Annotated in this window: 5 protein-coding genes and 1 pseudogene; 5 read left to right on the forward strand and 1 reads right to left on the reverse strand. The window is 64.7% G+C overall.

Translation table 11 applies throughout. From position 1 onward, the window contains the following. Positions 1–10 precede the first annotated feature (10 nt). Positions 11–928 (forward strand): HEPN domain-containing protein, encoded by a 918-nt coding sequence (locus DFR51_RS17870; RefSeq protein ID WP_121053586.1) that lies wholly within the window; start codon positions 11–13, stop codon positions 926–928. Between the two features lie 234 nt (positions 929–1,162). Here the strand turns inward: DFR51_RS17870 and DFR51_RS17875 are convergent. Further along, positions 1,163–1,453 (reverse strand): annotated as a pseudogene (locus DFR51_RS17875) (HU family DNA-binding protein); the annotation flags it as partial. 470 nt (positions 1,454–1,923) lie between these two features. Here DFR51_RS17875 and DFR51_RS17880 point away from each other — a divergent pair. From DFR51_RS17880 to DFR51_RS17895, 4 genes are all read left to right on the forward strand, one after another. After that, complete coding sequence (locus tag DFR51_RS17880) at positions 1,924–3,012, forward strand: IS110 family RNA-guided transposase (protein WP_207790691.1); 1,089 nt, start codon at positions 1,924–1,926, stop codon at positions 3,010–3,012. 547 nt (positions 3,013–3,559) lie between these two features. After that, on the forward strand, positions 3,560–5,494 hold the full coding sequence (gene rlxS, locus DFR51_RS17885; protein ID WP_121053590.1) for a relaxase/mobilization nuclease RlxS: 1,935 nt from the start codon (positions 3,560–3,562) through the stop codon (positions 5,492–5,494). 93 nt (positions 5,495–5,587) lie between these two features. Next, the gene (locus DFR51_RS17890) at positions 5,588–5,986 is read left to right on the forward strand and encodes a ribbon-helix-helix protein, CopG family (protein ID WP_121053620.1); all 399 of its coding nucleotides are present in this window, start codon (positions 5,588–5,590) and stop codon (positions 5,984–5,986) included. Beyond that, the gene (locus DFR51_RS17895; RefSeq protein WP_121053592.1) at positions 5,983–6,183 is read left to right on the forward strand and encodes a helix-turn-helix domain-containing protein; all 201 of its coding nucleotides are present in this window, start codon (positions 5,983–5,985) and stop codon (positions 6,181–6,183) included. Before DFR51_RS17890 ends, DFR51_RS17895 begins: the two co-directional genes overlap by 4 nt. The last annotated feature ends 253 nt before the right edge of the window (positions 6,184–6,436 follow it).

The raw sequence follows: 6,436 nt of genomic DNA on the forward strand, positions 1-6,436 counted from the left end.
TCTGTGTACGATGAAGAGCATTGACGATCCCGGTATTACGCTGCCCGAGGGCAAGCGGCGCGAGCTTGAGCGCGTCGTCGCGCTGCTGCGCGAGGGCTTTGCCGAGGCTGTCGCCGAGCGGCGCGCGCCGCGCTTCCGCGACGGCAAGCTGCTCAAGATCATCCTGTTCGGCAGCTATGCGCGCGGTGACTGGGTGGAAGACCCGGTCGGCCGGTACTTCTCCGACTACGATATCCTTGTCGTCGTCGACCACGAGGACCTGACCGATGTTCCCGAGTTCTGGCTGAAGACCGAAGACCGGCTGCTCGCCGAGGTCGGCGAGGGCAAGGTCAGGACGCCCGTGAGCGTGATCTACCACAGCCTCGACGACGTAAACGACAAGCTGAAGCTCGGTCGGTACTTCTTCACCGACATCGTCAAGGATGGCATCGTGCTGTTCGAAGAGCGCGGCCATCCGTTCGAGACGCCCCGCAAGCTGACCCCCGCCGAGGCGCTCAAGGAGACGCAGGACTACTATGACGAGTGGTTCGAGAGCGCGATCGCCTTTTCGAAGGGCGCTCAATACTACATCAGCATCGACAGGCCGAAAGAAGCGGCGTTTCAGCTGCACCAGGCCACCGAACGTTATTATCACACACTCTTTCTCGTCCGCACCCTGTACAGCCCGAAGACGCACAACCTGAACCGGCTGCGGTCGCAAACCGAGGCGCTGGAGCCCCGGCTTCGTGAGGTGTGGCCGGGCTCAACGAAGTTCGAGCGGCGCTGTTACGAGCTGCTGCGCGCGGCCTATGTAAAGGCGCGCTACTCACGGCACTACCGCATCACCGCCGAGGAGCTGGACTGGATCGGCGGCCGCGTCGAGGTCCTGCGCGGCCTCATCGAAGAGCTTTGCTTGAAGCGCCTCGACGAACTCGAACGCGCCGCCTGAACTGCCGGAAGGGTGAGGTTGCCGCGCGGTATCCGGCGCCATAGGCTGGCGCCATTACTCCCCTTTCATGAACTGAATGCCGGCCTTTGGGCCGGCGTTTTCTTGTTCGGGGCGTGGCGGCGGAACCGGACAGACGTCCCGTCGTTCCTCTCACCTCCACCGACTTCCGGTGCGGCCGCCAGCATCCAACTGCCCCCGGATGCTGGTGGCCAAGTCTCGAAAGCCGCGTCGGCCTTAGCCGTTCAGCCGGTCCTTGACCGCCTTGGCGGGGCTGAACGCGAGCTTGTTCGAGGCCGCGATCTGCATCGCCGCGCCCGTCGCAGGGTTGCGACCTTCGCGCGCCGGAGAGGCCTTCACCTTGAACTTGCCGAAGCCGTTGAGCGACACTTCCTCGCCCTTGGCAGCGGCATCGGTGATCGCGGCGAACACCGCATCGACCGCTTTGCGCGCATCGGCCTTGGTGGTTCCAAGCGTCTCGGCAAGCGCTTCGGCGAGGTCGGCATTGTTCATGTCTGAGCTCCAATATCGTTGTGGAAAGCCCGTCTGACGGCCTGCGGAATCGCTGTCAAACGAACACGTCGTTAACGCGTTCGGGCGTTCAAAAAAACGTGCCCAAACACACGAATCGCCACGCTTCGTGCTGCGTTTATGCTGTGCAGCATCCGCAAGCTAGGGCGGGAATTGCGCAGAATCTGGCGGAAAGCGCGCAAAGCGCCGCGTCCATACCCATCCAATCCTGCCGAGATTCCCCACGACACCTTAAAAATGACCGCTTGTCGGCCCGCGCGTGACCGTCGGCGTCCATGTCCGTCCGTAGGGGTGCGGACGATTGGGGGTAGTAGCCGCGCGAAGGGGCGGAAGGGCGGACTGCCGAGGTAATTGGGCATGATGAACTTCTGGCCGCGCTGGTGCCGTTGTCTGACGCACCGGCGCGGACTTCCGCACCGACTCGTGCATCCAGTCAGGGGGTGATTGGTGAGCGCAGGAGGACGCAAATGGACTGTTTTGCCGGACTTGATGTGTCGATCGACGAGACCGCAATCTGTGTGGTCAACGCCGCGGGAAAGGTGATGATGACGGCGTCCGTGCCGAGCGATCCCGCGTCGATCGCGGCGGCACTGGTGCCGTATCGGAAGCAACTCCGGCGTGTTGGCCATGAGGCCGGCGCGCTGTCGCCGTGGCTGCATCCCGGACTCAAGGAGATGGGGCTGCCGGTGGTCTGCCTCGAAACCCGCCACGTCCGTGCGGCGATGTCAGCGCAGCGCAACAAGACAGACGCGGCCGACGCGCTCGGCATCGCCCATATCATGCGCACGGGCTGGTTCCGTGCCGCGCATATCAAGACCGAAGCCTGCTACCGTGTGCGGCTCGTGTTGATCCAGCGGCGCAATCTGAAGCGTAAGTTTCTCGACCTCGAGAACACGATCCGACATTCGTTGAAGGCGTTCGGCGTGCGCTTGAGCAAGGTCGGCCGAGGCCGATTCGATCAGGCGGTACGCGACACTGCGGCGAACGATCCGCTTTCGAGCGGCCTCATGGACTGCATGTTGCGGGCCCGCGCTGCCTTATGGTCAGAATATGTGAAGCTGCATCGGCTGGTGCTCCAGATCGTTGCGCGGGATGAGCTCTGCCGACGTTATCTGGAGATCCCCGGTGTCGGCCCGGTGACGGCGTTGACGTTCACGACCGCGATCGACGATCCGCTTCGCTTCCGCCGCTCACGGGACGTCGCCGCGTACTTCGGGCTGACCTCGAAACGCTGGCAGTCGGGCAGTTCGATCGACGTCCAAGGACGGATCAGCAAGGCGGGTGATCCCGACGTTCGACACGCGCTTTTTGAAGCCGCCAACTGCCTGTTGCATCGGTACAAGCGGCCGGATCGCATCAAGGAATGGGGCCAAAAGCTCGCCGCGAAGAAGTCCAGCAACAAGGCCTGCGTCGCGATCGCACGCAAGCTGGCGGTGATAATGCACGCGATGTGGAAGGACGGGACCTGCTATCAGGGTGCGCCCGAGGCTAGGCCGCGCGATCTTGTGCGCAAGCTATACCATCACGAAGCGGCCACGGTTGCCGCCTCCAAATGACTGTCATTTTAACCCCTTTGAACCGAATGGAGATCCGCGCCTGAGCGGATGAGGACTGGTGCAGATCTGGGAACCGGGAAGCACGACATCTTGCCTGTGGCCGACGTTTGCCGGACCACGCTCGAGTGCCTGTGATGTGGCCCCGGTGATCCGACGTCGACATGCATCGCACGGGCTTCGACACCGCTCCCATGCGGCCTTTTGCGCCCGCGCTGAATGCGGAAGAGTGCACGGCGCACCAGGACTCGCAGTTCGCGCGCGGCGGTCGTTCAGATGCAGGGAAGAAGGAGAAGTGGGATGGAAGAGGTCCTCGAGCGTTGCCCAATTAAGAGGGCAAGATAGAAAGCCGCGCCTCCTTTTGGCCGGCAAGTCATTGTCTACACATCGTTTTTGTTAGAGGTGCGGTTTGCACCCCTGCCTTCACCCGCGAGACCGACTGCGCGGAAAGCCGCACGGCGCCTTGGCTTCCCCGAGAGATCGATTGGAGGTCCTTGACCGGATCGTCTGTGTTCGCCCTCATCCTGGCTTTTGATGCCGGAGATGGGCGATGGCAGGCGGCGACGACTTCGAACTCTGGCTCGGGCGTATCGGAGCGCCGCCGATGCGGACACGGCTTGCGAAGGCGGCGGCGCGCGCCGGACGCACGGCGAGGCGCGGCCGATCAGGCTCAAAGTTCACCGGCGCACGCATCGGGCGCGGCGGCGGGGTCGCGAGCGTGCTGCGGACACGGGGTACGAGCCATCGCCGCGTCGTGGTGAAGGCGCGCATCGTGAAGCTTGGCAAAGGGCTGTCGGCGGCCCGCGCGCACGTGCGCTACCTCGAGCGTGACGGGACCACGCGCGAGGGCGAGCGTGGGCGGCTCTACGGGGCCGATGTGGATGGAGTCTCTGGCAAGGCCTTCCTCGAGCGATCGGAGGGCGACCGTCATCAGTTCCGCTTCATCGTCGCGCCGGAGGACGGCGACACGTACGAAGACCTGAAGCCCCTGGTGCGGCGGCTGATGACCGACATGGAAGAGGATCTGGGGACGAAGCTCGACTGGGTCGCGGTCGATCACTTCAACACCGGTCATCCGCACAGCCACGTCATTCTTCGCGGCAAGGACGAGCGCGGCCACGACCTCATCATTGCGAGGGACTACATCACGCACGGCATCCGTGCCCGCGCCGAAGCGATCGTCAGCCTCGACCTTGGACCCAGAACCGAGCAGGAGATCGTCGCGGCCGCCGCGCGCGAGGTGGACGCCGAGCGCTACACGGGTCTCGACCGGAAGCTTGAGCACGCAAAGGGCGACGATGGCCTCGTCCATCCCGGCCACCGTGACGGTACCGAGCAGGCACTGCGCACGCGTCGCCTGCACAAGCTCGCGCGGCTTGGCCTCGCCGAGGAGGTGCGCCCCGGCTGGTGGAAACTCGATCCCGACATGGAATCCTCGCTGCGGCGCATGGGCGAGAAGGGCGACATCATCCGCACGATGCAGCGCCAGCTCACTGCACACGCCCTGGCGCGGTCACCCGCCGAGCAGCGCATCCATGATCCGAAGGCTATGGAAACGATTCTCGGCAAGGTTGTCGCGCGTGGTCTCTCCGACGAGCACGCCGACCGGCAGTATCTCATCGTCGATGGGATCGGCGGCGAGGTTCACTATGTCGATATCGGCCAGGCCAGCACTGAGACCGGGCACGGCAGCATCGTGCGCATCGCACCCACACCGCACGGCGTGCGTGATGCCGACCGCACCATCGCCGAGGTCGCCGCCGCGAGTGGCGGACGGTACAACATCGACCTGCACCTCAAGCACGATGCCCGCGCGACCGAGGACTTTGCCGAGGCGCATGTGCGGCGGCTCGAAGCCATGCGCCGGAAGACGGGCGGGGTGACGCGCGAGCCGGACGGTACGTGGATCATCGCCGAGGATCACCTGAGCAGGGCGCAAGACTACGAGGCGGCGCTCGCCAGGGACCGGCCGGTCTCCATCGAGGTGTTGTCTGCAAAGCCGCTCGACCAGCTTCCCGGCCATGACGGCGAGACCTGGCTCGACCGCGAGCTCGCATCCCGCACCCCCGAGGCGCTCAGACGCGGGTTCGGCGCCGAGGTGCGCGCGGCGCTCCGGCAGCGGATGCTCTGGCTTGAGCGTGAAGGGCTCGGACACGTCGAGGCCGACACCTTCACGATGAAGCCCGGTGCGCTCACCGCGCTCCGGCAGCGCGAGCTTGGCCGCGTCGCCGTGCAGCTGTCGTCGGAGCTGGGGCTTGCGCATAAACCCGCCCGCACCGGCGAACACATCGAGGGCAGGGTGGCGCGCAGCGTCATGGTGGGCGACCACAAGTACAGTATCATCGAGAAGAGCCGCGAGTTCGCACTCGTGCCCTGGCGCACCGTGCTTGAGCGCGGCATCGGAAAGCAGGTCTCCGGTATCGTCCGCGAAAGCGGGATCAGCTGGACGATCGGGCGCAGTCGGGGACTCTCGATCGGCATGTAGGGCTCGGCGTCGCCAGGCTTGGCGGTGGAAAGGCGGTTCGTGACGGCGGCGAGGCCGTATGCGCCCGCGCGCAGCGGCGCGATACTCCGCCCCATGAAAACGCGGCATCAGTTCTACCTTCCCGATGACCTCACCGAGCAGCTGCACACGCTCGCGAGGAAGCCCGGCGCGTCGAAAACGCAGATCCTCACCGATGCGCTGCGCGCTTGGATCGACCGCAAGGCCGCGCGCGAGCTCGACGCGCGGTTCGGACCCAGGCTCGACCGGCTCGCTCAATACACCGAAGCGAACCGGCACGGCATCGACGCTATTACCGAGATGCTCGCGCTGTTCATCCAGCACCAGCTGACCCTCGTCGCGCACCATCCGCCGTTCGATGACAATGCGCAGCGGCTCGGCGGCGAGCGCATCGATGCGTTCCTCGAGCTTGTCGAGCGGCGGCTCACCGGCAAGGGCAAGCGGCAGCGGTTGCTTGGGGAGGACCTGCCGTGAGCATCGACCCGGCCCCGCGCCCGATCACCGTGCGCATCCCCGAGGCCTGCCGCATTACCGGGATCGGCAGGTCCAAGCTCTACGAACTCATCAAGGCCGGCGACATACCCACGATCAAGGTGGGGAGCATGACGCTTGTGCCGGTCATAGGGCTGGAGAGGTTTCTCGAAAGGTGCGGGCAAGAAGAGATACGTTGAAGTTCGCCCATGTCGAACTGAGGAATGGCAACTTGAGCGAAAATGCTTGGAAGCGGACGTTGCCGTGCTTAGTTAGAGCAGCATGATCTGCAGCCGCGCCGTCGGCGGCGCTATATCGCCACCACTGACAGCGCCCATAACCTGCCGATTTTCCCGGATTTGGACAAGGCACTCATGTGACGGGCCCTGATCAACTTTGGGTTGCCAATCTCACCTATGTCGCGATCACGGGCGGCTTTGCTTACGTCGCCAT

This window comes from Sphingosinicella microcystinivorans, from assembly GCF_003634215.1.
In the GTDB taxonomy this organism is placed as follows: Bacteria; Pseudomonadota; Alphaproteobacteria; order Sphingomonadales; family Sphingomonadaceae; genus Sphingosinicella; species Sphingosinicella microcystinivorans.

Coding starts and splice junctions, on each gene's coding strand:
- rlxS (WP_121053590.1), top strand. CDS start 3,560: ATGGCAGGCGGCGACGACTTCGAACTCTGGCTCGGGCGTATCGGAGCG.
- DFR51_RS17870 (WP_121053586.1), top strand. CDS start 11: ATGAAGAGCATTGACGATCCCGGTATTACGCTGCCCGAGGGCAAGCGG.
- DFR51_RS17880 (WP_207790691.1), top strand. CDS start 1,924: ATGGACTGTTTTGCCGGACTTGATGTGTCGATCGACGAGACCGCAATC.
- DFR51_RS17890 (WP_121053620.1), top strand. CDS start 5,588: ATGAAAACGCGGCATCAGTTCTACCTTCCCGATGACCTCACCGAGCAG.